This window comes from Mesorhizobium carmichaelinearum, assembly GCF_900199455.1.
In the GTDB taxonomy this organism is placed as follows: Bacteria; Pseudomonadota; Alphaproteobacteria; order Rhizobiales; family Rhizobiaceae; genus Mesorhizobium; species Mesorhizobium carmichaelinearum.
Genome location: NZ_FZQR01000041.1, coordinates 1 through 24,646 on the forward strand (window position 1 = coordinate 1; position 24,646 = coordinate 24,646).

The following is a 24,646-nucleotide window of genomic DNA, read 5'->3' on the forward strand; positions in this document are numbered from 1 at the left end:
GTCGCCTGGTTGGTCAATGACGAGGCCCTGATAGGCGAAGGCCGTCCTTTGCCCGGCACCAAAATTGCCGCGCTGATCGAGATGCTGGAGCCGGAAGAGGAAAGCGAAAGGACCCGTTCCGACGGGCCCGCTTCATCTCACTGAATGGCAAGACGCCGTCGATCGGGTCCATTCAGATGGTTTGATCAAGCGATGGTGGGCGACGCGCACGGAATATGCAGCGCGCCGTCCAGTTCGCGCTCCAAGAAGCCGAGAAAGCCTTTCAGCGTCGGGAATTCCGGAGCAAGGTCGTAGGCCTGCCAGACATAAAGAACATGGGGCCGGAACAAGATTTGCTTTCCCAGACACGCCGCCTTTATCAACCAAAGACAGCTACTGCTGATTTGATGGTGATTCCGCCATCCGGGCTTCTGCGCATCTGACGCCCGGTAGCGAATCGGAAGACCTGCATCAATTGCAGCGCTGGCGACACACGTGACCAAAGAGTTCGCACGACCTGGCGGCCACGCCGTGTCTTCCTGACCGCCTGACCGGTAACGATGCGCTGGGACCAGCGGAAACCCATCTCGTGGAAATAGAGGTCGGCATGCTGGGGACTGATGTGATGAAACACTCCCGCGATAGTGCGGCGGATCCGGGAATTGAAGCCTTCCACCGAATTGACGTGAACCGCGTCGCGAACATATTCGCGGCTGGAGTGATTGACCGTCTCGTGGTCTGTAAAGCCCTCGCCCATCGCCATGAATGCTTTCGCTTCATCGCTCATCAAACGGGCCTCCGGCGAGACCTGCGTTTCGACCGCACGTTCTGCCGCTCGCAATGAGAGATCGGTGACAACCGCGGCGCGCGCATCGCCAGCAAGCGTGCCGGGAACCCTGTCCGCGGGCCGCTGCACCATGCCGAGAACCGTTGTTTTCTCCGTGTTTGCCTGACCTTTGCGGCCACGTCCCGGCGGCGGCTCGTCGGGCCGCTTCCTTGGCCTGCTGCCGAGATGGAAGTGGTCGATCTCCACCGTGCCGGCCAACATGTTTTCCCGCGCCACCATGAGACGCAACGCGTGGCCTATTCGCCAGGCGGTCGGTTGGCTCACCCCAAGAGTTTCCGCCAGCCGCACCGAGGACAGGCCCTTGTCCGATTGCAGCAGCAGCCACATCGCCTTCAGCCATGTGCGCAGCGGCAACTTTGTGGAATGCAGAGGCGTGTGCGTCGTCACCGTGAACTGGAACCGGCAATCGCCGCTCGAGCATTGATACAGTCCAGGCCGGGCGCGGCGTTTTCCCATGTCCCGGCCGGCTATGGCGATCGAACGCTTGTAGCCACAGGCCGGGCAGACCCGACCATCCGGCCATACCATGCCCTCCAATAACCGCCGGCAATGGTCCTCATCGCTGAAGGCTGCGACCATGTCCTCGACAGTGCGGATGCCAGATAGCAATTCGATCAATGTCTCAGGCATTTGCGTCTCCTTAGCTCATGCGAAAGTTTCGCACGAAAAGGCAATGATCTCAACACAAATGCTGTCTTTGGTTGATAAAGGCGTCGTACGCTAAGGCGAACGGATCATGAACTCTACGGCAATGCGGCTGTTGAGCATCCGATCCCTGTGGATTGTCATCGCAGAGCACCAGTTTTGATTTCTTCGCCCGTTCGACTCGACGACGGTCCCGGCAGATTAGTCGTGGATGGAGTTGGGCGATGGGTAAACGCAGGCTTCTCAAGGTTCAGGATCGACAGAGACTTTTCGATATACCAACTGATGAGGACGGCCTCATCCGACACTATTCGTTGTCGTCGGCTGAGAAGGCTTGAGATTGGACTTCGCAGACGAGAACACAATCAGCTCGGATTTGCCGTTCAGCTCTGCCTGATGCGATATGCGGGCGGCCGATGAACCTCCGCCTCGATGGCAAGTCCCTCCGACAGCGCATTAATGCGGGGATCATACAGGCGGATGGCGGCGTCATAAGTCTGCTGGCCTTTGTCGGTCATCACCACGAGCTGTGCCCGGCGATGATGCGGATTGGACTCGAACCTGACGAAGCCGTTCTTTTCCAAGTCGTTGACGATGCTCTGCACATTCTGCCGGTTGGCTCCCAGATCGCGGGCCAGCCATGCCACCGGCTGCGGACGATCCGCGGCAACGATGGCTCCCTGTATCTGCCATCGGGCGCTGGTCAGTCCGAGCGGAGCCACAAGCCGGTCACCCCACGTCACAGTCAAGTTGTTCACCCGGAAAAGGTCGAGGACGAGTTCGGTCATGGCCTCCCCAGCAACAAGCGCTCGCGCGTCGGCCTGTTTTGGCAACGAGCGACCAGCGGCGGCCGTGCGCCACCGCTACTAATTCTCAACGTCCATCCCGGCTGCTGAGACTACGCGGGCAACCGCATTGGCGCGGCCGATGTCGGTCGCCATCACCAGCCTGCAACCCGTATCGTGGAGAACCTGATCCCTTCAATTCGCGCCAGGTGGCGCAAGCAATTCCAGGCCCCGAACTGCCTGAGTCGTCAGGCAATTCAACTCGCGACACGCCACCCGCAACGGTGTAGTGTCAGATGTTAGAGAGGCGCAACGCCTCTCGTTTGGCTTTTACGCCCATGTTCCATCCCATCGCGAATATCGAAGATGCGCAGACGCTGGCGCAGGCGATCGTCAACACGATCGCCGAGCCGTTCCTCGTGCTTGACGAGCAGTTCCGCGTACTGGCAGCCAGCCGCTCCTTCTGCCAGACCTTCGAGGTCGACCCTGAGCAGACGCGCGGCTCGCTACTTTAGCACTTGGCGATGGCCAGTGGGACATTCCCGCCCTTCGGCTGCTACTCGAGACGATCATCCCCCGAAAAGACCGCGATGGACGGCTTCGAGGTCGAGCATGACTTCCCGCAGATCGGGCGTCGCACTATGCTGCTCAACGCCCGTAAGGTGCTCTACGACCACAGTTCAGCCATCACCATCCTGCTCGCCTTCAATGACATCACGGCGCGCCGTGTGATCGAGAAGGAAAAGGAGGAACTCCTCAAGCGCACGGAAGATTTGCTCAACCAGAAGGACGTGCTGCTGCGCGAAATGGAGCACCGGGTTGCCAACAGCCTGCAGATCATCGCCAGCATCCTTTTGCTGAAGGCTCGCAACGTCACCTCGGAAGAGACGCGTCAGCATCTCAAGGATGCTCATCAGCGCGTGCTATCGGTGGCGGAAGTGCAGCGCCATCTGCACACTTCGGCCGGTGTCGATGAGATCGACGTTGGCTCCTATTTGCCGAAATTATGCAGCAGCCTGGCCTCGTCCATGGTCGGCGAAGCCCAGCCGATCGCCGTCAACGTGACAGCGGAAGACGGCAGGATGGACTCGCAACGGGCCGTCAGCCTTGGGCTGATCGTCACCGAACTCGTGCTCAATGCGATCAAGTATGCCTTTCCGACGGAGAGGGCCGGCGCCCGTATTCAGGTCACCTACGAGACTGCCGGTAGCGACTGGAAACTAACGGTTTCGGACAATGGTATCGGCAAGATCGCGAACGATGTGCCAAATACCGGCCTCGGCACGGCGATCGTCGAGGCGCTCGTGAAGCAGTTGGAGGCCAGGGTCGATGTTGTCAGCGACGCTGACGGCACCAGCGTGTCGGTGACCAGGGCGACATTTACCTCACGGGTTCCTCGGGCGGCGTGACACCGGTTCCATAGCGCCACTGGCCTTGTCCAGCTTCGCCACCGCTCGCTCGACCTTCTCGGCCGCAGTGTCCGTATCCTCGAAGCTGAACATCAACTCGTGCTGCAGCAACGCGAGCCTCGCCGCGCGATAAATCGGGCCGCTCCGGGCGATTTCGGGGTTCAGCGGAAATGTCGGGATCATCATGGATCAATTCGTCCTGGTAGGATCAATCTTCGTGAGCGGCTCTCTGGCCTTTGCCAGATGGCGCCGCGCAGACCGCAGTCGGGCACACATCGCGATATTCTCGGCTACCATTTCCTCACTGCGTGCAAGCGCGAGCTCGCTATTTTCGATGCGCTGCTGGGCGGCGAGTTCCGGTGTCAGAAGTCCGTGGGGTTCAATGGTGCTCATGATTATCAAACACATGGCTTGCGATATCGTTCCCTAAATATCGGGCGCCGAATGAACTCGCGTCATGGGGTTTGGCAGACTGGTAGAGGAAAGCTAACCATTCGAAACGCTGGCGAGAGGTGAAAATGCGCGATCGGACGTTCAATCGCCGCCATGCCGGCTGCTTCACGCGAAGCAGAGCGCCAAGCCGAACAAGAAGCGCGAAGGTCGGCAGCCGAGACACTGGCTTGCGGCCGGCAGATCGAACCCAAGCATCTAAACGACTGGATCCGACACGGCTGGCTGACATGCCCGGCGACCGAGGATCGCCCAATCTTCCAGAGGACCTGCGAAAACAATGCATGCGCCGCCGGCAGGATTGCAGCCGCGACAAAGGCGCGATGCGCCGAATGACCAATGTGCTCGCCGCCAAAACAGCGCTTCGGCCGCTCTACATTCCCAGCTTGGAGGCCGTCGCTGTCAAGCAGGCCCTTGAGGTGTTCAGTGAGCACCGTCTTACCAAAGATACTCTGCGCAGGCTGATCAGACGATATGGGTTGGCCAATCAGACCGTGGCCCGCGCTCCATTGCGCATCAGTGCCCCGGGCTGGCCATGGCGCTTGATAGCGACCAAGATGTGCTTGCCCGATTGAGGCAGGACGATCGCGACCACGATGACGTTCTGAGGTATTTCAGGTGCCTGGGCATCCCGAGCGCATAGCTTTCCAGATGAGGGTTTCGTTAGCAACAATCGACAAAAAGCTCCCTCGACGCCTGTTATCAAATGTCATGGCCGCGAAGGCCATCCTCTAAAGTAGTCACAAAGTAGAAGCCATCACCGCGACCGGCAGGGCCCCAAACCTGCGGACACATGCGGAATGCCCAAGCAGGCCGGCGCATGCGAATCTCTGCCTCGAACAACAGAGGCCGGAAGCTAATGGGAAGGCCAGTTATCACTAGCATCGACGGCTACGGAGGCCTGTCAGAATGGAAACCGGAACGCGCCGGCGATGTCGTGGTCGGCGGGCCGATACGCGGCATCAGCAACGAGGAGTGGCTCGCGTCGGGCATCGATTTTGCGCGCATGAAGGAGACCCAATTCTGTGAGGCCCTAGGGCGGATATCATCGAGATGATGCGCAAGAGGAAGGGATCGAATCCTGCCGATCCAACTGCACCGCAACTCTATAGATTCGGCGGCTAATGCGACTTAACGACCATAACGGCCGAGGGCGCGAACACGCGAACGCTGCGCGTGTGGGACGATCCGATCGGCGAGAAAATCAATCCTTTCCGACAGCGAGCGGACAACATCGTGCAGTTGATCGACAGGCAGCAGCGGCGAGCGGCCGAGCGCCAGGCTAAGAAACGCGCCTGAGAGCTTTCGCCTCGACATGCTGAGGTCAATCAATGGTCGGCAGGGCGACGGCCTGGCTTGGCTTCATGCTCTCCGTCGGCGTCGTGCTGGCGCTGGCTTGGTGGCCTGTGTAGACGGCCCGGCTGCCGCACGGCTTTTCGGGCCGATTAGGCCTATATGGCTGCGAGACAGGCCGAACTGCTATATGCTTCAGCCGGAAGCATGGTGAGCAACAATGGCCTACACTGTGATCTGGTATGGAAGACAAGGCATCATAGACAAGGTGACCTTTGACGCCGAAAAGGCGGCGAAGGATCATGCAATCGCCATGTTCCAGACCCGAAAGGGTGACGATGGAGTCGTGTCGGTCGAGGTTCGCAAGGACAACGGCGCTGTTGTCTTCAGCCACGCGGAGAATTAGGAAAGGCTCGCATCCCGCGCGTAATGGCGCCCCGCCTGTGGCCACCTACCAGCGCTATCATTCCTGTTCGGCAAATACCAATGAAGCGGAGAACGGCCTATAACTTTGCCAGCCGGCACCCGTTTTGCCGGTTAGGCCCGGTGGGCAAAACCCCAGCCCCCCGCCCTTGTCCGCTGCTCGAAAAATCAGCGCCCCTTCACCTTCGGCATGATTTCCTCGACCCGCACTTTGTCGCCGATCTCTCTCGCCCAGGCCAGCGCCGCGGCTACGGCCTGCGCTTCGATGGCAGGTGGAACACGGTGGGACGTCCCGTGACGTACGCCGCGACGTCACCATCACTGTGCGTTCTCGAAAAGCTCGTCCATGTTGAGGACCCGGAGTTGCTGCCGGCACTCGCGATGGTGACTTATGAGGTGTCCAATGAGATGCCCATTGAACGCCGCACTCTCGCGGATCTTCCCCAGGACTGGCGTCGGCGGGAGGCGGCAACGCAGCGGATCGGAGATGAGTGGCTCGCGAGCAATCAGGCGGCTATTTTGTTTATTCCGTCTGCAATCGTTCCGATTGCGGATAGTCCCGACCAGAATGTGATCATCAACCACCTGCATCCGGCGGCGACTACGATCCGTATCGAGCGGATCGAGACCTTCGATCTGGATGTGCGGTTGCTATAGAGCGCACCCAAATAGAGCTTATATTTCAACTGCCTCGCTAGTTCCATAAGATAGATTATGCGACTTTCATCAGTAATGGTAACTATTTTTCGCGTTCTAAAAGTAAAGAAACGGCTCTAGTAGGTGTTAATGATACTCATCAAGGGCCAATAGCCCAGCTTCTAATAGTAACGCCCACTCGACGTGTTGATTTGACAGACAGGCGCTACTTAAGGCTGCCCCGTCCTTTTTGATTAAAGTTGACCGGAGACTTTCAATTATTCTGAGCAATCGGGCAGGCGTTCCAGATCAAACCATGTCGTCCTTCGTTCGCCTCCCCTCTCGGCGCACTCACTTGTGTGGCATGCAATAGACCCCCTCGGATTCCATCAGAACCGCGCCCCCCTTCAACTCGCTCAGTGCGCCGACCCACGCTTGCGAATAAGTGCGGCTGGCATCCACGGCCGTCAGCCAAAGAACGCGATTGTCGGCCAGTTCAACTTTAACTTCCTGCTGCAAAGGGCTCCCCTGCACGGTCTGTTGATAGTGGCGTTTGATCCTGACATTGCCGGCTGGAAACTCGGCTTCGTTGCTGCCGTAGTTCAGCACAAATCCAGTGTGGTCCTCAGCCGCCGAGCAACTGCCATCACGCTCGCACACGATTTTGGTAGCTGTGTTGCAGTCCCATTTTAGTGAAGCGGGCCACATAGGATTGTCCACGTTTGATCGCGGCTTGTCGCTCTGACCAGCCGCTGTCAACACAGCGCCTGTGTTCAAAATCACAGTGGACAGGAGAAGCACCTTGAACACTACAAACCTCCCTGAATTGTGACCCCCATAGCGACCCTTCCTGAGTGATCGCCTTGCCTATGGCATGTTGAGGTTAAACCAGCTTTTCTGGCGTATGCCGTTCGCATCGTCATACTCGATGAACCAGGGTTTTTCTCGCATCGGTCGAGAGATGGTGAAGTAGGTGGGACCATTTCCAGCGGAATGCCCTCTATCGTTGCCCGTGCTCTGGATTTCTGCCGTCACCAACTTACCGTTGATTTCGATTTGGACCGGACGTGATCCGTCTCCATGATGCCCGCCGAGGGCGTTGTTTTTGAAATCAACGGGCCAGGAGAGCCTATCGGCAGCGATGCGGCAGATATTCCGTTCTGGACCTAAGCCCGGCCGATCGGATTCGGAGCTGCCAACTGCTTGCCAGCCAGACGGACAATCCTCATACTTCTCAAATCTCGCCGCGCTGGAGTTGGCTTGCGGACAGGTCGGTCAATTAAAACCCGGGGCTTCCATCGCCGCAATCAACTTGTAAATTGGAGGGTGGCACGACGGGGTGCCTTGCCAGTCCCCGGAAAGACATAGGAGGACCTGGCAGCCCCATTCCGACGCTTTTGATTGGGATGGAAGAGCTGCGGCGCCCGCGATGGCGACGGCACCCCCTAGTAGGAATTTGAGTATGGTCATAGCCTTTCCTCGCTGCGAATTTGACAGTTTACTATGGATGATCCGCGCGAAAAAGGACAGGTCGAAAAGGCAGGTTTGTGCGACTACATCGATTTATGAAACGAGACGACGGAGGTGTGGTCAACAACCCGTTGCGCGCCAACATTGCACAGACGCTTGAGCGGGAGAGAGCCAGACGCGGCCTATCCCATATGCACATGGCCGAACTGTTTCGGACCGCCGAGGGCGAAAAACTGGCCTATCGAACCTACATCCAGACCGTACGCCAGAAAAACAACGTCACATTGACGACGCTGCAGATCATGGCAAACGGCTTGCAACTGTCTTTTGCAGGACTGCTGGCCGGCGGCAAGAAAGTTCCGGAATGGGCGCACCGGTTGGACGACAATGCGATCCGCAAGAGGCTGGCACACATCATCGATTTTGAGCGACAACGACGTACTTTGCACCGCTATGAGATGGCCGAGCTCATCGGCGTGGCGGAGGCGACATACATGAAATTGGAACGCGCGAGCGGCAATATCAGCGTCGACACGATTGCCGCGATCGCCAAAGCGTTGAGGCTTGATCCAGCGACCTTCCTCTTTTCCGACAAAATTCCGCCAACAACTGATCCACCCGTCATTAACCCAGCCGGGCGCGCAGGTACTCATCTCAGTGAGACATGAGACACCTGCACAACCAGCCCGTCCAGGAGGCAACGACGGTAGCGATCTTGTTCTCGCGAACGGGTTCAGTTGAAAATGGAAACTGACCTCGTCAGATGCAAAAGCAGAGTTGGTTCGGATCGGGCAACTCTACCCACTAGCTTCTTTTCGCCCGCGGCTGAGGAACGACTGCCATGAAGTGGCGGCAGTCGAGTGCACTGGAATCCTGATTCCTACGGTTGTGCCGGCACCGGGTGCGCTGTCGATAATAAGTCTTCCTTTCAGCGTCGAGACCATCTGGGAACATGCGGTCAGTCCAAGGCCAGTATGATTTCCAGCCCGCGTTGAAAAGAATGGGGTCGTCGCTTTTGCAACGATTTCAGGTGGCATGCCTGTGCCCTTATCCGTCACTTCTAGCATGAGATAACTGCGCGGGAGGAATGGGTGTCGCTTGAGTGTGGCGGAGATGAGAACTCGTTCGTTTCTGACAGTGGATAACGCGGCCAGAGCGTTTTCTATCAGCTCGTTGACCACCAACCGGAACGGCGCCGCCGGTACAGGGTGCAGGCGCGCTTTGGGATCGACCAAGACTTGCACCAAACTGCTGCGATCGCGCGTGAGATCCTCGAGCAGTCGGCCGAGCGCCATGGTGCTTGAATCTCGTGGTGCATAGGCGATCTGAAGCACACCGTTGGTGATCGATTCCAGTTCAGCAGCAGCACTGCGCGCAGCTTCAAGCATTTCGCCGCTCGGCTGCATGTCTGGTTGTGCGTGCTCAAGAAAAAGCCTCAAGGCGGTAATACGCGATCGGGTCATATGCGCGAACAGCGAAGCGAACGAGCGCATATGCTGGTCACGGCGATTGGCTAGCGCATAGCGCTGATGGATAACAAGATAGAAGGTGGCGCCCAGGCCAAGCGCGATCGCGAAGATGAACCAGTTGCGCGAGGCCGCGATGTCGATGCTGGCTGTCTGCTGCAAGGTGGCACTGTGATCAACGGTAGAGCTGGAAATCTCGTAAATTGACTGTTCCAGCTTGGCCATGTCGGCAATGGCCTGGCTGTAGTTCTTGCGCGCTGAAACAAGAGGGGCAATTTTCTGTTCGAGGCTGAGGCGAATTCCGCCTAAGAGCTCGGCATCGTGGTCGGGAAAAAAGCGGTTCAGATAGGGCAGGTTTTCCAACTGCGCGACGTTGACGCTCACCAACGCCATTTGTCGATCGATGTCCGCATCAAGCTTCCCCGTCTCGTCGGCAATGCGAAGATAGCCATAGACCCGTATAAGGCGCTCGCGAATCTGTGCCGCGCGCCACTGAATCTCGAAAGTCTGATTGAGGATGGCATCCGTCTCCTGACGGTAGCGGTTCGATTGGATGAATGTCCAAGCGCTCAGCCCAAGCGCTGCAGCCATGCCGAGATACGGCAGAACAGTGAGCAAACGGCCGTTGAACAACTTCATTGCGAGGCGCGCAGGATGACTGGGAAAAACACCCAGATCGAATTTCTTGCGGGAACATATGAAGCGGGCAATTGGTCGAAGGGCCAAACAATGAAGATGGGGCCTTTCTCCACCATGCTGATCGGGCGAAAATCCTGGCCCGGCGCGCAATGCGGGTTGGCGCTTTCGTTCTCGTTGCAACGACGCTCGACCGCCAGGATCGGATTATATGACCGAATTTCGTCCATACGAATATCGGAAACGAAATTGTCAAAGGCGACGACTTTGACCTCCTGCGCCGCGGTGATTCCGGCCTTGGCAAGCACGTTTGCAAGTAGTGGCCCACGATATTCGATTTTCTCGTTGTCGCTCGTCCAGGGCGTGCGCGTGTCATAGGTCTGTTGCGGAAACTCTGCCTGCAGCTGCTTGACCGAAAAGACCGCGATGGTCTTGCCACTGGCGTCTTGAACCGATACTTGGTTGGGATCGAGGGGAATTTCTTCGGCGGCGCTGGCGAGCGGAATGGCTAGCGCAAATATGACGGCGAGAGCATTACGCAACATCTTCCACATCCTCGTATTCGCGGGGTCCATCGTTCTTGGCGAAGAGCACGCAAGGTCCTCGGGAACCGCGCGGATCGTAGGCAAATCCCTTTTCTGCCAGGGCAAGCGTGATGTTGCGGACGCCGTCAAGGCCATAAAGATGGTCGTGCAACTCAAGAAAGATGCGTTCGACGCCGGGCAGCTCGGCATCCTGCAGAAGTTCTTTCTCAGCACCTTCAATGTCCATGACGAGGGCGTTTATTCGATGATCAGTGATGAAACGATCGACGTCCGCCGAGAGGATCGAAAGCTCGCGCTCGTATGGTCCCTGGTCTTTGTCCGTGGAAGACATCCAAAGGTCGCGGCGAACGTAGAAGGTGAAGGGCCGCGGCGGGCCCGCTGTTAGGATACCCTGGGAATATGTGACATTGTCGAGATCGTTGGCCGCTATCACGCGCTTGGCTAGTTCCGCTGTTGCCGGATTTGCTTCAAAAGCCCATACCTGAACGCCGGGGATTTTCGCGATCAGTGCGGTGATGATGCCGATGCCGGACCCTAGCTCCAGTACGCGATCGCACGCCTTGACCGCCCTGAAGATCCACTTCGCTTCCTTCGCTTCATAGCTCTGGCTTTGAAGCGCTCGCCAAATGACCGGCGAAACATCCCGCGGTTCACGGGGACCTTGATCCCATGTACGGTTAGAGAGGCCATCGCCATCATAGCCCCTGTGGGAGCGGGTGACCTTGCCGCATGAGCTTGGCGCGTGCCTGCTTGTAATATTTCTCGGCCGAGCCGGCATCAATGGCGAGCCGATCGGCCATGAGCGAAAAGATCTCCTTGCGTTTCACCCCGGGTGCGCGGTGCGCCATCATGTCGATGGCCTCCTGCTCGCGCGGCGTAAGAACGGAAAAGCGGTAATCGGGTTTGGTCATGACGGCCCGCGATAGGCGCAAGGAGAATCCCTTGGTGGAAATATCGTCCAGAACGTCGTTGAACACGCCGGGCGCAAGGCCGGTCTTGCCGAGATAGGCGGCGGCGCCGATTCGCCGGAAACCATCTGCCTCGCAACGGTTGTCGGAACCGGTTACGACAATATGGATTGCACTGGGTGAAGCCTCGATGATCCGGTCGACGACAGCGACGCGATCGCCTTGTGAAGTGGGATCAAAACCGGGCAAGCCCGGATCGATAACGACAAGATCGAAATGGCCGTTTTGAAGCTCAACGGTCGCGATGTTCAGCGTTTCCGCGCCCAGGACGACGCACTTTTCGAAGCTTGCTTGCACTTCATTCATCAGAGCCAGGCGCATAAGCGTCTGGTCTTCGACCACCAGGGCACGAAACATTGAAAGCCAGTCCTTCTATGCAGGCGCCCCCGCCCTGTCTTTCAGAAATGGTCGCTTCAAAAAAGGGATGGTCCCATCCCTATTTTTCCTCACCTCCCGAGGTATCTGTGTCTGACCGATGTAAGCCAGGAGCAAGACGATGCCTATTCAACTGGTCTGCAGCAACCGACGGATGGCGGCGGCGGAAGGCGTCGCGAAACTGATTGCGGAACATCGTCAGAGCGTCGCTGAGCTTGAAAGTGTCGGCAAGCGAGCGATGGAGGCCGATGGTGCGGACGCGATCTTGCTTGGTCAAAAGCTGGACGCGGTCATGGCGGAAGAGGCCGCGGTGCGAAGGCGTGCTGCCATCGCTCCAGTAGCCACTATCGCGGAAATCAAAATGAAGGCTGCTTATTTCCAACAACTGACGGCTCATGGCTGGTGCGAGATTGACGTCGACGATTTGCGCGCGTTGCTCGGTTCTTTCACGAAATTGCAGTCCTAGGGGAACAGCGCCGAAATCCATGAGGCCAAGGTATTCCAGGCCAGGTAGATGCCCGCCGGTACCAAGATGATCGCGATGAATGCGATAGCATCGCCGATGGCGCCGTCGGTGCGTCCTTCCACGGGATAGTAATATTTGTGGGCCTCATCGTCGTGCTTCATTATTGTATCTCCGACCGCTTGTTTAGCAGCAGCTGAACAGGATGTTGAAACATCTTGCGCCACAGACCTGTGCGTTTCATCTTAGCATTGATTTCCGCGACAAGGTAGTTCTCATTGACGGCTTTGCCCTTTGCTGTCGTTGCAGCAAACGCGTATCCGGTTGCTATGAGCGCGGTGCCAACGTCAATTGTTTCGCCATTCAGCTGCGCACCGCAAACGACAAAAACCGCCTTGTCCAGGGCGTATCCGATCGGCTGGCATGTCACCGCGGCGCTATCGAACAGGGCAGCGAGGTGCGCCAGCGAGGCATTCCCGCAATCGACTTTGTTACCATTTGACTCTTCGGCTGATGTGCCGCGAAGACATGACTGGACGCCATAAAGCCGGAAAGTGCGATCTCCGTCGCGCCAGGTATCTCCGGTCAGCAGTTGAGCCGATTTCGATACCGCGAAGGGCGTTGGTGGGGCAGCATCGGTGGCATCCTGCGCGTGGACCTGGGCCCATCCGCACACCGAAAATGCCGCCAGCACTGCGAAGCTCGCCCGTCTCATTCCTGGAACTGTCCACCGAGGTCGGCAGAGTGCTCCAGATCCGGGCGCAGCGACTTGCCGTCCTTGTTGCGTCCGATTGCGGCCATGTCGAAGAAAACCATTTCGTCATCGTCGTAGGCGACGTTGTACGGGTCGTTTGTATTGCCCGCACCAACGAGAGAAAAACACGACACGGCGTCGGGTTCCCCCTTCCTGCTCTGCAGCACAAGCGTTTTGCAAAGCACGACAGAAGCACGATGGTTGTAGATTCCTTCTTCATAGTCCTGCGCGGCCTTCGTGCAGTCCCACTCCTGCGTCTTGTAGGTAATCTTTGGTTTTGGGCAGGCCGCGAGGCCGCGCAGTCGATACGTCACTCCGTTGATGACGCGCTCGGTCGCCGATGGCACCTTAACCGGCGAGATGAGGGTCGCCGCGTCGCGCCGAAAGAGCGCGCCTTTCGCATCGTAGCGCTCATAGACGAACACCTTCTCGCCCGGCTTGGCAAACTGGAGCAGGTAGTGTTCCGACGGCTGCGCGAAAGCGCTTGGGGCGTCGGCGCCGGCAGCATAAGCCGCGGTGGCCTGGAGCAGCAAAGCCGTGCAAAGGGCAATCTGTTTCATCGAAATCCGACCCTGCGGTGCATATGGTGTTGACACTTTACTAGGGCTGCGTGTAGCCATAGTAAAGTGTTAAATTTTGGCGACAGTATGAACACTCGAACAGCTCTCCTGCTCACCCTGTGTGCCGCTACAATGCCCTTGGAAGCTCACGGCCGGGATCTGGCATCAGACCGCGTCGCAGTCGCCTTTGCAACGCCGGCGCAAGCCCTTCCCTCAGTCGGGGCGCAGGGGCCTGGGGCGTGCAAGACCGGGAACCGTACTGAAGCCGCCGAACTTGTGCGTTCAATCGCGCGGGATGAAGGCTTCGACGCCGATCTGGCCGAGGCGATTGCATGGGCTGAAAGCGATCTCGGCGCCAATCAGGGTCCGTCCAAGGCCGGAGCCCTTGGGATCATGCAATTGATGCCGGGGACGGCGGCCGATCTCGGCGTGAGCGACCGTTGCGATACGCAGGCGAACGTTCGGGCTGGCTTGCGCTATCTGAAGTCACTCTATGACGAGTTCCAGGATCCGCTGCTGATGCTGGCGGCTTACAACGCCGGGCCCAACAGCGTCTACAAGGCGCAAGGGATTCCGGTGAATCCGGAGACGGCGGAATACATCGTGAAAATACTGAACCGCTGGAAGTTCGGCGGTGTTGTGAAGAAGCCCGTCCTGACCAAATCCGAAATGCTCGCGGCCGCTCCGCCAGCAAGCGGAGACGCTTGGCAGGAGGGTCACGTCATGGATTTCGGCAACTGAAAGGAGCCAAGGGTGGAATACAGGAAAGCGGGCAAATTTGCCCTGAAATTGGCCTTGGCCTCGGCGGTCGGAATAGCTCTGGCGCCAGCCACCGCATACGCCCAGTCGGCCGCGCCCGTCGAAAACGTGCTCGAGTGGTTCGTCGGAGTTCTGCAGGGCAGCATAGCGCGCTCATTTGCCATTATCGCAGTCTGTTTTCTTGGCTTCCTCGCCATGACGGGCCGGCTGGCTTGGATGATGGCTTTCTCCATCATCATCGGCATCGCTCTGATCTTCGGCGCCGCGCAGCTGGTGGATGCGGTTCGCGCGACTGCGGGAGGCAGCTGACGCATGGAGGATGAGGAAGTCTATGTCGAGCCGGTCAGCCTGCCGCTGACACGCCCGCCGATGAAATGGGGGGTGCGATATGAAGTTTTTGCACTCAACGGCATCCTGGCGGTGATCGGCTTTATCGCCACGAGCAGCTTCATGCTCGGTCTTGGCGTGTTCGGCGTGGTGCATCTGGTCAGCGCATATCTGTGCCAGCGCGATCCCTACATCTTTCATATTTTCGAGCGGCGCGTCTCCAAACGCGGAGCGGTGGCGAACCTCACTTTCTGGGGGGCGAGGAGCTATTCGCCATGAGCCTCGATGCCGACCTGAAATTTGGCCGTGAGCGCCGCCGCGAAAAGCCGGCTGCGATGCACATCCCCTACCTTCGCCATGTCGATGACAATCTGATCGTGACGAAGAGCGGCTTTCTGGTCGGCGCCATCCAGCTCAGCGGCCTGCCGTTCCAGACGATGGATCAGGCCGAGCTGAACAGCCGAATGTTCAACCGCAACACGACGTTCCGCAATCTCTCGACCTCTCGCTTTGCCGTGTACACAACGATCATCCGCCGTCACGTGACCCCGGAAATCGAAGGCGACTTTGACAATCCTTTCGTGGCCGAGCTCGACGCCCGCTACATGGATGAGCTTGGGTCGAAAAACCTTTTCGTCAACGAGGCGTATCTGACAGTCATACGGCGCCCGATGGTCGGCCGGATCGGCTGGGTGGACAAGGCGCTCAATGCATTCCGCATCAGCACCGCTGGCGAAGAAACCCGCGAAGAGGCAATAGCCGAACTGCACGATATTCTCGACGGCATGGTCAAGGATTTCAGCGCATATGGGGGACGTCTTCTCGGTGTCGTGAAGCGCCGCGACAGCTTCTTTTCCGAGGCCGCCGAATTTCTGGCGAAAATCCTCGCCGGTGGTGGCGACGTGGAAATGCCTTTGCCGCGCATGGCCCTTGGCGATGTGCTGGCGACGCGGCAGCTGTTTTTCGGCAAGTCGGCGCTGGAACTTCGCGGTCCGGACCAAGCCAAGCTCGGCGCCATGGTGTCAATCAAGGAATATCCGCCGTTCACCGCGCCGGGCTCTTTGGACGGTCTGTTGCGCCTGCCGCATGAGTTTGTCCTGACGCAAAGTTTCGCGATCGAAGACCGTGTAACCGCGATGCGCAGGATCAACACCATCGCCAACCAGGTTGAGGGTTCCGACGAGGCGGGCACGACGGTCGAGGAGTCCGTCCACGACGGAGCCGACAAGCTGGCCGGCGGCGAAGTCGTCTTCGGACAACATCACATGAGCGTCATGGCATTGGCGCCGGACATCAATGGTCTCAACCGTGCGCTATCCGACATTACGGCGGAGCTTTCGCGCATGTCGATCGTGCCGGTCCGCGAGACACTGAACACGGAACTGGCCTTCTGGGCGCAGTTGCCGGGAAATTTTACCTACATCGCGCGACGTGCGTTGATCTCGTCGCTGAATTTCGCCGGCCTTTTTTCAGGACACAATTTCCCCTCCGGCCAACGTGAGCGGCTGCATTGGAAACGGCCTATCGCTTTGCTGGAAACGACCAGCCAGACGGCATACTATTTCAATTTCCACGTTCACGATGTCGGGCACTTCACGGTGTTCGGCCCGACCGGCTCGGGCAAGACTGTGGTGCTGTCGTTCCTGATGGCCCAGGCCATGCGCATCATGCCGCGGCCGCGATGTGTCTATTTCGACTACATGCGCGGCGCTGAAATTTTCGTTCGGGCGCTCGGCGGTCGTTACGAGGTGATGGAACCCTCTCAGCCGACTGGGTTCGCCCCATTGCAGCTTGAGGATACGGCAGAAAACCGTTCTTTCGTGGAAGATTTGCTCCTCTATATTCTGACGCCGGAAGGCGGCGCGCTGGACGTGGCGGAGATGCGCGTCATCAACGCCGCCGTCGACATGATCTACAAGATCCCGCGCGAACGGCGGACCTTCGACCTGCTGCCGGAAGTGCTGCGAGGCTCGCTCATGCCAGGCATGAACGATCTGGCCGCGCGGATACAACCCTGGCTCGACCCGAAGGACAAGGGCTGGCTTTTCAACAATCCCGTCGATCTGGTCGATTTTTCGAAGCCCGTTGTCGGGTTCGACATGACCAAGATCCTGGGTGACAGAAAGCTGCGCTCTGCGGCCTTGCTCTACATCTTCCATCGTCTCGAAGACGTCATCGACGGGTCGCCGATCATGCTCTTCCTCGATGAGGGTTGGAAGCTGTTGGACGACGAGGTTTTCGCCGCCTTCATCAATGAGACGCTGAAGACCATTCGTCGCCGCAACGGCGTGGTCGGCTTTGGCACGCAGACAGCCGAAGACGTCGTCAATTCCTCCATCTCGTCGTCACTGATCGAGCAAACGAAGACCAACATTTTCTTCCCCAACCCGAAGGCGAGCAAGGAGTCCTACATGGAGCGCTTCTCGCTGACAGCGAAGGAATTCGAGTTCGTGCGCCGCACCGCGAAGGAAACACGCACCTTCCTCGTCAAGCACGACAGCGACTCGATCGTCGCCAAGCTCGATTTGTCGGCGATGCCCGATCTCATCAAGGTCTTGTCCTCGAACGAAGGCAATAGCAAGGAATGCGCACGGTTGCGGGAAGCCTTCGGCGACGAGCCAGAGATGTGGCTGCCGTACTTCTGCGGATGGGAGAACGAGCATGACGAAGCGGCTTAGCAGCTTTTGTCTGGCCGTGGCTCTCGCTACGGCGGAAAGCATGAGCGTGGCTATCGCTCAGATCGCGGTGATCGACGGGCCGAACCTCGACAAGCGGCATGAGGACGAGCAGCACAGCACCGAGTCGGATGGGGCCAAGAACGACGAAACCGAGAAGAAGAAAAGCGTCGTCTGCACCTATTCGAACAAATACCGCTCACAGATGTTTCGCCGGTCGCCTGCCGACGCGTTGCAGCGCGACTCGGGCAACGTGAAGATGATCCGTTATTATGCGCAAAAATACGGCGTGCCCGAAGGCCTGGCTCTGTCCGTTGCCTATCAGGAATCGCGCTTCGACACATGTGCCGGGAGCCACACCGGCGTCAAAGGCGTCATGCAGCTGACCAAGGGCACTGGCAAGTCAATGGGACTTGACCGCGACGTGAACGAACAGAACGTCGAAGGCGGTGTCAAATATCTCGGAATGGGCGTCAAGCAATGCGGGGCGACGAATTACAGCTGTCTCGCCTCCTTCTACAACGGATCGAACGCTGCCGAGCAGAGAGGGTGGGCCGGCGGTGTCGGCCGCTGGAACAGCTACTTCAACGACTATGTATCGAGCGGCAAGGCTCCGGCCGCCGCACCGCCACCCTTCTCGATCGTCACCGCCGACGGCGCGGGCGGCTCGGCCCAGAACGACGCTATGGGCGCGGTGAGAAAGGCGGCTGGCGGCCTGGATGCAAGCTCATCGCAGATGGGCGCCAACGACGCGGCAATCGACGCGCTTTCGGGCAATGTTGGCCAGGTGACCGAATACAAGGACGCCTGGGAGCTGAACTCGTCGGCTCGTGGGATCAACGCTGGCGTCACCAACCAGTACCTCGCCCAAGCGGGCGACTTCACGGCGTTGCTGGCCCAACTTCTGTCGTTGCAGAACGTTCAGGCATCGCAGTCGTCCAAGCTGATGCAACCGCCGAAGAGCGGCTCTCCAAACCCGCTGTCTTGTGATCCCGCAGAACTGGAACGGTTGAAGATCGATCGCCGCCGGTGGCTACCGTGCGCGCTTGAGAACGCCGCGGCGAGCTCGGCCGACAGCCGCTCGATGATCATCACCAGTGATCCTGCCGGCGCTGCCAACGTGATCGATTCTCTACAGCAATAGGAGGCTGACATGAAGAAATTCGCGATTGCTGCCGGCATGGCGCTTTGGACGAGCGCAGCCTTTGCACAGATTGCGGTCATCGATGGCGCCAATCTCGATGTCGCCCGCAAGAATGCGGAGAACACCAACTCCATCATGGATTCGAACAAGGATATTCTGAAAAAAAGCGAGGAGATCCTGCAGGCTCTCAGCGGCAGTCGTGACGGTTCGCTCGGGATCGGACAAATGGGCCTCGGCGGCAACATGTCGATTGCCCAGGCTCCGTCGTTCGGATCGATCCTGAACGGTGGCGCGCTTTCGTTTGGTGGCTTGTCGCCGGAAATCCAGAAAATCGCCGGCGCTGTCATCAACGGGCTTCAACTGGTGAAGCAGCTCCAGCAGATTGCCGGCAAGGAGACGAGCGCCGTCAACATGGCCTATGGCGGCAGTGTCAACGTGGCCTCGCTGTTGAGCGCCCTGACTTCCCAAGCCTCGCAGGGCGTCACCCAGCGCCAACAATCCCTGCAGTCCGCTAGCGGGCAGATTGGGCAGTCGCAGGACGTTAAGGGATCGGTGGACCAGAACACAAGAATGCAGCTGGAAAACGCGCGCGCGGTCAACGAATTGATCGGCGTCCAGAATGGTGCGGTCGCGGTCCTGAATGAGAAGCTGAAGGGGGATCTTCTTCGCCAGAGCCAGGTGCAGAAGATGATGACACCGCGCAACGTCAATCCGTTCGCGGAATTTGGCAAGAGCGGAGGCTAGCACTTGTCGAGGCGGGTGCTGCGCATATGCATCGTGATTGGGCTCGGCGCAGTGCTGTTCGGATGCGCAAATCGCGAACGGAAAGCGCCGTGCGGGCCTTTGGCGTATGCCCACACCGACGAATGCGGCGCGCTAAAACCGGTCAATTCAACGCCGTTCGCCAGCATCATTGACGAGGGTCCATGAACGGTCTCGCCGCAAGCATTCTGGGTGGCATTGACAACATCGGTGAGGACTTCGTCCGCACCGTCTATATGCAGTTGGGCAATGCGATGGGCAACGTCTTCACTCTCATGCTGACCCTCTATATCGTGTGGTGGGGCTATTCGATCCTGAGCGGGCGGGAGTCGATTTCGCCGCTCGAAGCGGCCTATCGCCTCGGCCGCGCCGTCATCATCTATCTGCTGCTGACCGGATGGGGCACATTTTCCGCGACGATCTATCAGCTTGTTCAAAGCATCCCAGATGAGGTCGGCAAGGTCATCGTCGGCGCCGTATCGCGAGCCACTGGGAATCAGCTCAACGACCAGGCGGCAATTCCAGCGCTTATCGACAACCTCTATCAAGGGGCGCAGGATGTCGCCAATCAGGTCTATAGCGGATCCTTCTACGACATTTTTGGCGCGCTCTTGTCGCTGCTCGTTCTGCTGTCAGCCATCATCTTCGCAGCGCTTGCCATTGCCGCGATCATCGCCGCCAAGGTGATGTTGTTCATTACGCTCGCCCTGGCGCCGATATGGATCATTCTTTGGCTTTACCGCTGGTCCTCGCGCATGAGCGAAGGCTTCCTTTCGCTCACCACCTTTCTCATGATCCAGCAAATCCTGATCTACGGCTTTCTCGGTTTCTACTTCTCGCTCGTCAATGCGGCGCTAAACACCGCCACGTCCGGTGGAGCGACCATGGACAGCAAGATGTCGCTGGTGCTGCCGCTGGTGCTGGTGACGATCATCGGGATCTACGTTCTTATGCAGATACCGTCGATTGCTTCGATCCTGAATGGCGGCGGGTATCTCAGCACCGTGGGCGCTCGCTACTCATATGGGAGGTTCGGCAGGAATGCCGTGCGCTATTCCGGAGCACGATGGGCCGCCGGCCGCGCCACTCGGGGCGCCCGGCAGCTCGCCGCAAACAGTTTTCGATCTCCGCGAGCAGCAAGGGCGGACGACGCAGCCCGGTCATCCATCCAGCAAGGTGCGCGCGATAACGCCAGGCCTCTGGCCTAGAACACACGAACGATCATCGATCGCGGCCCTGGATCAGGATGGGTCATGCAAACGAGGCAATGGTAAGTGTCAACTCCATCGGAAACAGCTGCTAACGGCGGCAGCGAGCTCGTCGACAGACGCTATTACAGGGCGGGCGCGACCTGGGAAGACGACACGCACAGGTCAATGCGGCGATCGCGTACATTGGCATGGATCGTCAGCGGCGTTTCTGGACTGGTGGCGGTGCTTTCGCTGCTGGCGCTCGTGCTGATCCTGCCGCTCCGGCAGTTCGAACCGTATGTTGTCGAGGTCGATAAATCGACGGGATACCTCGAAATCGTGCGAGCGCTCAAGCCTGGAGACTTGTCACAGAACGAAGCCGTCACGGCGGCAAATCTCGTGCGCTACATCAGGGCCCGCGAAACATACGATTCCCGTGAGCTGAAACAGAACTACGACCTGGCGCAGCTCTACTCCACCGACGCGGCGTCCAAGGATTTGACATGGCTGTACACGCCAGCAAATCCGCAATCGCTCGACAAGATCTATGGCCGCAATGTCACTGTCGCGGTCGAGATCAAGTCGGTTTCCCTGCTCAATCGCAACACGGCCTCGGTGCGCTTTGCCACGACGACGCGGCGGGACAATTCATCCACCGCCGACAATTGGGTGGCGGTGATAAAATTCCGCTACACCTCGACGCCGCTCAAGAACGAATGGCGTTTCGACAATCCGCTGGGATTTCAGGTTACCGATTACCGCCGCGACCAGGAATCGGCTCCGGCCGCGGGGAGCCTGCAATGAGATGGCGCGTGAAGCTAGCGCTGTGTGCCGCCCTTCTCTTCTGCGCGACCCATAGCGCGGCGGCGCGCGATGGCCGCATCCGATATGTCACCTTCAACAATGACGACGTGACGTCGGTGCGCGCCGCTCTCGGCATTTCGACGATGGTCGAACTCAGTCCTACCGAAGTCATCGAAACCGTCTCCGCCGGCGACACGAAGGGCTGGTCGATCATCCCCAAACGCGGATCGCGATTTCTCTTCGTCAAGCCGCTGGAGCGAGATGCTTGGACCAACGTCAACGTGGTCACCAACCGGCGCGTCTATTCCCTGCTGCTGCAGGCAACTGACAATAGCCGCGACCGGGCATCCTTCCAGGTCCGGTTCAAATACCCGGACGAGGATATCAACGCGCGCCTGCTGTCGCAGGCCAAGGAAAGCGCCGCCGATCCGGATTTGAAGGACCTGAACTATGCCGATCTCAATTACGACTATGCGTACAAAGGCGATGACAGCTTGAAGCCGCGCACCGTATTCGACGACGGCACCAAGGTGTTTCTGGAGTTCAAGGGTGACATTCCTGCGATTTTCGTTGTCGACGACAAGCGCCATGAGTCGCTGGTCAACGTTCGCACTCAGGGCAAATACACCGTCATCGACAAAGTCGCGCGCCAATTCACCCTGCGAGCCGATGGCAAGACGCTGTGCCTCTACAACCGGGCGCGACCCGACGCCATCGACCCAGTCGAGCAGGTCTACGGTCCAGCGAAACTGACACGCGGTTCCACCCTGTTCGGATCCAGCGGAGGGCGGTGATGACGCAGATCGACTATAACCAACTGGATGGCAGCCCGACGGTCGCGCGCCGCAGTGCGGGAGTCGGTACCAGGATCGCCCTGGTCGGCCTCGGTGTGTTGCTCTTGGGCGCGCTGATATGGCTGAACTGGCCTCGAGAGCCGATTTCGCGCGATCTTCGCAGCGAGGGCGAGGAAAACTTCAACCCGCCGGAGTTTCGCCCGCCGGCGTTGAACGAGCCGCCTCAACCTGCCGACGGCACGATCGACCAGATCGTGGTGCCCCCGCCCGCTGCCGACCAGAATGGCACGCAGCAGGCTGACAATGTCGATCAGACCGTGCAGGAGGGCGCCGACCTTGATGCGCAGCGGCGGGCGCTGGAGGCACAAATGGCGGCCGAGGAGGCTCGCCGCAAGGCCGAGTCGGAAGAAGCCCGCCGCAAGGCCGCGGCCGAGGACGAAGCTCGCCGCAAAGCTGAGGCCGCTGAGCACGAAAAAGCCGTGTGGGAGCGCCTGCGCTCGAACCAGATGGTGACGAATGATCAAACCGGATCGACGGATACCGGCGCCCAGGCGGCACAGGCCGAAATCGCCCCCGACGGTCAGATCGTTCCGGTCCCCGGCGCCGACAGTGATCCCAACAAGGCGTTCCTGGCGCAGTCTGAGGCTAGCTCCTCCGGCATCGTCAAAGCCAGGGTTTTTCGACGCACCGATGCGTTGATCCCTGAAGGCACGATCCTTCGCGGCTATTTGGAAACCGCTGTTAACACCGACCTTCCCGGTGCAGTACGCGCTGTCGTGCGGGAGGATGTCTTCTCGCTCGACGGCAGGCGGATCCTCATTCCAAAAGGCTCGCGCCTGACCGGAGAATATCGTTCGGGGCTTGCGCGCGGTCAGAAGCGTGTTTTCATCGTCTGGAACAGGGTCATCCGCTCGGACGGCATTTCCGTCGATATCAAGTCACCCGGCGCTGATGCACTCGGCCGCGGTGGCATGGGCGGCCGTGTCGATACGCACTGGGTTGAACGGTACGGCAACGCCATCATGCTTTCCGTCGTTGGCGGGGTCTCTGAATATCTGTCTTCGCTTGGCGACGGCGGCCAGGATGGACAACAGCGTCAGGTGTCGACGACCGATCCCGTGACCGGTGAGACCACAACCGTAACGTATGGTAGCAATGGCTCGCAGCGCGACGCGCGTAGCATCGCCTTCGATAAGTCATCGACCGCCCTGCAGCAACTCGCGCAAGAGGCGTTTCGCGACACGCAGAACATTGGCCCGACAGTCTACGTCGACCAGGGCACATCGATCGTCGTGCTGGTGCGGCGAGATCTCGATTTCTCGGATTTGTACGCTGATCCCGTTCAGGAAGAAGTTGCACGCCTGAAGGCAGGAGGGCGGCCGAAGACTGCGATCGACCCGACACCCCTCTACGGGACGCCGAAGGATCATTTCCCGGCTATGGGAGACCGGTGAAATGAATGCCGTGCCTCCCCTCCCCGACCCTTGGGCAAGAGCCCCGGTCCTGCGCGCTCATCTGGAACCGATATGGCTCTATTTGAACGAAGATTCGGTTTCCGAGATTGCGATCAACAGGCCAGGTGAATTGTTCATCGAACGCCTCGGCGCGAAGGAAATGGAGCACGTCGTCAAGCGCGAGGTCACGCCGGGCTGGATCCGCAACGTCTCGACTGGCGTCGCCTCGGCGACAAATCAGGTCATCAACGAAGAAAAACCGGTCCTGTCCGCCGCGCTACCATCGGGTGAGCGCATCCAATGCATCTTGCCGCCCGCGGCTCCCGAAGGCGGGGCGATCTCGATCCGCAAGCAGGTCATCATGGATATGAGCCTTGATGCCTACAAGGATCTTGGCGCATTCGAAAACACGTCGATGGGCAGCGGCCTGGCGCTTTCAACCGAAGAAAAGCGACTTGTCGACATGCTGCACGACACCTCTCCGATGGAGTTCCTGCAGTATGCGGTGCGCAACCGCGTCTCGATCGTCGTTTCAGGCGGCACGTCCACCGGCAAGACGACGTTCTTGAATGCACTCCTGAAGGAGATTCCGGCTCATGAACGCATCATCACCATCGAAGACACCCGCGAACTGAGGCTGCCGGCTCCCAACAACGTCACCCTGATAGCCTCGAAGGGCGACCAGGGCCTTGCCAAAGTCTCAGCGCAACAGCTCCTCGAGGCCTCGCTTCGCATGCGACCCGACCGGCTGTTGTTGGGCGAGTTACGCGGCGCTGAAACCTTCGCGTTCCTCCAGGCGATCAACACGGGCCACCCGGGTTCGCTCACCACCGTTCATGCCAATTCCGCCCGGTCCGCCTACGAGCGGCTGGCGCTGATGGTCATGCAGGGCAGCTCGGGCCTCTCACGAGGCGAAATCCTCGACTATCTGCGCGAGGTCATTCCGGTGGTCGTCCAGATGGTCCGCACCGAAGGCGGACGACGCGGCATCAGCGAGATCAAGTTCACCAAGGCGGACACGATCTAGCGAGGC

The 24,646-nt window shown here is 59.0% G+C and carries 26 protein-coding genes and 4 pseudogenes; 18 read left to right on the forward strand and 12 right to left on the reverse strand.

Going from position 1 to position 24,646, the window contains the following annotated elements; translation table 11 throughout:
• Positions 1-132 precede the first annotated feature (132 nt).
• A pseudogene (locus CKW40_RS37850) lies at positions 133-362 on the reverse strand (hypothetical protein).
• A complete protein-coding gene (locus CKW40_RS37855) occupies positions 359-1,456 on the reverse strand; it encodes an IS1595 family transposase (protein ID WP_095204766.1) in 1,098 nt (365 codons plus the stop codon). Before CKW40_RS37855 ends, CKW40_RS37850 begins: the two are co-directional and overlap by 4 nt.
• 239 nt (positions 1,457-1,695) lie before the next feature.
• On the opposite strand from CKW40_RS37855, the pseudogene CKW40_RS44960 reads away from it, so the two are divergent.
• Positions 1,696-1,882 (forward strand): annotated as a pseudogene (locus CKW40_RS44960) (DUF4158 domain-containing protein); the annotation flags it as partial.
• On the opposite strand, the gene CKW40_RS37865 reads toward CKW40_RS44960, so the two are convergent.
• On the reverse strand, positions 1,855-2,259 hold the full coding sequence (locus tag CKW40_RS37865; RefSeq protein WP_095204767.1) for a MarR family winged helix-turn-helix transcriptional regulator: 405 nt from the start codon (positions 2,257-2,259) through the stop codon (positions 1,855-1,857). The pseudogene CKW40_RS44960 and the gene CKW40_RS37865 sit on opposite strands and share 28 nt — an antisense overlap.
• A gap of 335 nt (positions 2,260-2,594) precedes the next feature.
• On the opposite strand from CKW40_RS37865, the pseudogene CKW40_RS37870 reads away from it, so the two are divergent.
• Positions 2,595-3,665 (forward strand): annotated as a pseudogene (locus tag CKW40_RS37870) (sensor histidine kinase).
• Here CKW40_RS37870 and CKW40_RS37875 read toward each other — a convergent pair.
• Positions 3,642-3,851: a hypothetical protein gene (locus CKW40_RS37875; protein WP_095204768.1), complete on the reverse strand. Its 210-nt coding sequence runs from the start codon at positions 3,849-3,851 to the stop codon at positions 3,642-3,644. The pseudogene CKW40_RS37870 and the gene CKW40_RS37875 sit on opposite strands and share 24 nt — an antisense overlap.
• A gap of 596 nt (positions 3,852-4,447) precedes the next feature.
• Here CKW40_RS37875 and CKW40_RS37890 point away from each other — a divergent pair.
• The 3 genes from CKW40_RS37890 to CKW40_RS37910 all read left to right on the forward strand — a co-directional run bounded on the left by CKW40_RS37890 (position 4,448) and on the right by CKW40_RS37910 (position 6,488).
• A complete protein-coding gene (locus CKW40_RS37890; RefSeq protein WP_095204770.1) occupies positions 4,448-4,690 on the forward strand; it encodes a hypothetical protein in 243 nt (80 codons plus the stop codon).
• A 938-nt stretch (positions 4,691-5,628) separates the two neighbouring features.
• Positions 5,629-5,814, forward strand: a complete 186-nt coding sequence (locus CKW40_RS37905; RefSeq protein ID WP_095204773.1) for a hypothetical protein — start codon at positions 5,629-5,631, stop codon at positions 5,812-5,814.
• A gap of 80 nt (positions 5,815-5,894) precedes the next feature.
• Positions 5,895-6,488: an RES family NAD+ phosphorylase gene (locus CKW40_RS37910; RefSeq protein WP_095204774.1), complete on the forward strand. Its 594-nt coding sequence runs from the start codon at positions 5,895-5,897 to the stop codon at positions 6,486-6,488.
• 330 nt (positions 6,489-6,818) lie between these two features.
• On the opposite strand, the gene CKW40_RS37915 is transcribed toward CKW40_RS37910, so the two are convergent.
• Positions 6,819-7,277: a hypothetical protein gene (locus CKW40_RS37915; protein WP_095204775.1), complete on the reverse strand. Its 459-nt coding sequence runs from the start codon at positions 7,275-7,277 to the stop codon at positions 6,819-6,821.
• An 857-nt stretch (positions 7,278-8,134) separates the two neighbouring features.
• Between CKW40_RS37915 and CKW40_RS37925 the strand changes: the two genes are divergently transcribed.
• A complete protein-coding gene (locus CKW40_RS37925; RefSeq protein ID WP_244571458.1) occupies positions 8,135-8,605 on the forward strand; it encodes a helix-turn-helix domain-containing protein in 471 nt (156 codons plus the stop codon).
• Positions 8,606-8,734: 129 nt separating this feature from the next.
• On the opposite strand, the gene CKW40_RS37930 is transcribed toward CKW40_RS37925, so the two are convergent.
• The 4 genes and pseudogenes from CKW40_RS37930 to CKW40_RS37945 form a co-directional block, all read right to left on the reverse strand.
• Entirely contained in the window at positions 8,735-10,042 is a 1,308-nt protein-coding gene (locus CKW40_RS37930) for a sensor histidine kinase (protein ID WP_095204777.1), read from the reverse strand.
• On the reverse strand, positions 10,039-10,584 hold the full coding sequence (locus tag CKW40_RS37935) for a putative pterin-binding protein (RefSeq protein ID WP_143748462.1): 546 nt from the start codon (positions 10,582-10,584) through the stop codon (positions 10,039-10,041). The genes CKW40_RS37930 and CKW40_RS37935 overlap by 4 nt, the downstream gene beginning before the upstream one ends.
• A pseudogene (locus CKW40_RS37940) lies at positions 10,574-11,274 on the reverse strand (FkbM family methyltransferase). Before CKW40_RS37940 ends, CKW40_RS37935 begins: the two are co-directional and overlap by 11 nt.
• Positions 11,275-11,279: 5 nt before the next feature.
• Positions 11,280-11,909: a response regulator gene (locus CKW40_RS37945; protein ID WP_095204779.1), complete on the reverse strand. Its 630-nt coding sequence runs from the start codon at positions 11,907-11,909 to the stop codon at positions 11,280-11,282.
• A gap of 139 nt (positions 11,910-12,048) precedes the next feature.
• Between CKW40_RS37945 and CKW40_RS37950 the strand changes: the two genes are divergently transcribed.
• On the forward strand, positions 12,049-12,393 hold the full coding sequence (locus tag CKW40_RS37950; RefSeq protein ID WP_143748463.1) for a hypothetical protein: 345 nt from the start codon (positions 12,049-12,051) through the stop codon (positions 12,391-12,393).
• On the opposite strand, the gene CKW40_RS44170 is transcribed toward CKW40_RS37950, so the two are convergent.
• Genes CKW40_RS44170 through CKW40_RS37960 form a run of 3 tightly spaced genes read right to left on the reverse strand, consistent with a single transcriptional unit; the run spans position 12,390 to position 13,704 of the window.
• A complete protein-coding gene (locus CKW40_RS44170) occupies positions 12,390-12,554 on the reverse strand; it encodes a hypothetical protein (protein ID WP_179298265.1) in 165 nt (54 codons plus the stop codon). The genes CKW40_RS37950 and CKW40_RS44170 overlap by 4 nt on opposite strands.
• Positions 12,554-13,105, reverse strand: a complete 552-nt coding sequence (locus CKW40_RS37955; protein ID WP_095204781.1) for a thermonuclease family protein — start codon at positions 13,103-13,105, stop codon at positions 12,554-12,556. The genes CKW40_RS44170 and CKW40_RS37955 overlap by 1 nt, the downstream gene beginning before the upstream one ends.
• On the reverse strand, positions 13,102-13,704 hold the full coding sequence (locus CKW40_RS37960; RefSeq protein ID WP_095204782.1) for a hypothetical protein: 603 nt from the start codon (positions 13,702-13,704) through the stop codon (positions 13,102-13,104). The genes CKW40_RS37955 and CKW40_RS37960 overlap by 4 nt, the downstream gene beginning before the upstream one ends.
• Positions 13,705-13,842: 138 nt before the next feature.
• Between CKW40_RS37960 and CKW40_RS37965 the strand changes: the two genes are divergently transcribed.
• From CKW40_RS37965 to virB11, 11 genes are all read left to right on the forward strand, one after another.
• A complete protein-coding gene (locus CKW40_RS37965) occupies positions 13,843-14,445 on the forward strand; it encodes a lytic transglycosylase domain-containing protein (RefSeq protein ID WP_179298266.1) in 603 nt (200 codons plus the stop codon).
• A 12-nt stretch (positions 14,446-14,457) separates the two neighbouring features.
• On the forward strand, positions 14,458-14,772 hold the full coding sequence (locus CKW40_RS37970; RefSeq protein WP_095204784.1) for a TrbC/VirB2 family type IV secretion system protein: 315 nt from the start codon (positions 14,458-14,460) through the stop codon (positions 14,770-14,772).
• Positions 14,773-14,775: 3 nt separating this feature from the next.
• Entirely contained in the window at positions 14,776-15,069 is a 294-nt protein-coding gene (locus tag CKW40_RS37975; RefSeq protein ID WP_095204785.1) for a VirB3 family type IV secretion system protein, read from the forward strand.
• Positions 15,066-17,468 (forward strand): VirB4 family type IV secretion/conjugal transfer ATPase, encoded by a 2,403-nt coding sequence (locus CKW40_RS37980; RefSeq protein ID WP_095204786.1) that lies wholly within the window; start codon positions 15,066-15,068, stop codon positions 17,466-17,468. Before CKW40_RS37975 ends, CKW40_RS37980 begins: the two co-directional genes overlap by 4 nt.
• 67 nt (positions 17,469-17,535) lie before the next feature.
• Entirely contained in the window at positions 17,536-18,609 is a 1,074-nt protein-coding gene (locus CKW40_RS37985) for a transglycosylase SLT domain-containing protein (RefSeq protein ID WP_179298267.1), read from the forward strand.
• Positions 18,610-18,618: 9 nt separating this feature from the next.
• The gene (locus CKW40_RS37990) at positions 18,619-19,353 is read left to right on the forward strand and encodes a type IV secretion system protein (protein WP_095204788.1); all 735 of its coding nucleotides are present in this window, start codon (positions 18,619-18,621) and stop codon (positions 19,351-19,353) included.
• Positions 19,354-19,535: 182 nt separating this feature from the next.
• Positions 19,536-20,579 carry a TrbL/VirB6 family protein gene (locus tag CKW40_RS37995; RefSeq protein WP_095204789.1) on the forward strand — a complete coding sequence of 348 codons (1,044 nt, stop codon included), beginning with the start codon at positions 19,536-19,538 and terminating at the stop codon, positions 20,577-20,579.
• 66 nt (positions 20,580-20,645) lie between these two features.
• Entirely contained in the window at positions 20,646-21,365 is a 720-nt protein-coding gene (locus CKW40_RS38000) for a VirB8 family type IV secretion system protein (RefSeq protein WP_095204790.1), read from the forward strand.
• Positions 21,362-22,159, forward strand: coding sequence for a TrbG/VirB9 family P-type conjugative transfer protein (locus tag CKW40_RS38005; RefSeq protein ID WP_179298268.1), 798 nt, complete (start codon positions 21,362-21,364; stop codon positions 22,157-22,159). The genes CKW40_RS38000 and CKW40_RS38005 overlap by 4 nt, the downstream gene beginning before the upstream one ends.
• Positions 22,159-23,613 carry a type IV secretion system protein VirB10 gene (gene virB10 / locus CKW40_RS38010; RefSeq protein ID WP_095204792.1) on the forward strand — a complete coding sequence of 485 codons (1,455 nt, stop codon included), beginning with the start codon at positions 22,159-22,161 and terminating at the stop codon, positions 23,611-23,613. Before CKW40_RS38005 ends, virB10 begins: the two co-directional genes overlap by 1 nt.
• A gap of 1 nt (position 23,614) precedes the next feature.
• Positions 23,615-24,640, forward strand: a complete 1,026-nt coding sequence (virB11, locus tag CKW40_RS38015; RefSeq protein WP_095204793.1) for a P-type DNA transfer ATPase VirB11 — start codon at positions 23,615-23,617, stop codon at positions 24,638-24,640.
• The last annotated feature ends 6 nt before the right edge of the window (positions 24,641-24,646 follow it).